The following is a 745-nucleotide window of genomic DNA, read 5'->3' on the forward strand; positions in this document are numbered from 1 at the left end:
ATTCACGCGGTAACTCCTCAGGGGTTTATCTTGAAACTAGTCCTCTTTGTTTTTGCCTACACCATCAATAAATGTATATAATCGCAACTTGAGTTAAGTAAAGAGTCTGCTAAATGCAGTAGGTCATGAACTCTAAATTTAAAGTTTGGCTGAGGGTAATGAAATTTACTCTAATAGTCTGCGAAGTGCTGGGAATAGTGACACCAATAATTCACGGTTAATTGTGTCACTTTTTTGTTTTAACCATTGCTGCATTTCAAGATATCCGAAATAGTGGTATGAGAGGAAAAGTGGGGTAACAGTAAGGTCAAGCGTTAAGTCCACTGAAAAGCATTTAGCGATCTCAGTAAGGTCCTCTCGAGATGGTGTTCTCGTACCGCTCAGCCATCTAGACACAGTACCTGGTTCTACTCCTAGCCTTTTGGCAACTATTTGCTTTCCACCGTGCCCTACGTTGCTAGCAATTAGATAATTTAGGTTCAATATTAACATCCTAGCATTTAAATCATGCAATGGATCCAAGAGCAGGAGATCTTCTTTACTCTTTCCTAGAGCTAAAGACACTCTACCTAATTCTTCCTCTGATATAACTTCTGAATCATTAAGAAGCACTTCGTTAGCTCTTCTATTGGAACATTTCAACCATTCACGAATATATTCTTCCCAATTAAGCTTTGGTAAACCCATATTCCAAAGCTCATACCTAACAACAAGGGAAAAATTAATCATGGTTAATTTTGATAAT

General features: G+C 37.9%; 1 protein-coding gene. It reads right to left on the reverse strand.

Features of this window, described 5'->3' with window-relative positions; genetic code table 11:
- Positions 1 to 165 precede the first annotated feature (165 nt).
- The coding region (locus ACFQ2O_RS21975) for a helix-turn-helix domain-containing protein (protein WP_377533120.1) at positions 166 to 745 on the reverse strand (580 nt) is incomplete at its 5' end.

It is taken from the genome of Pontibacter rugosus (assembly GCF_042678745.1).
GTDB classification, from domain to species: Bacteria; Bacteroidota; Bacteroidia; order Cytophagales; family Hymenobacteraceae; genus Pontibacter; species Pontibacter rugosus.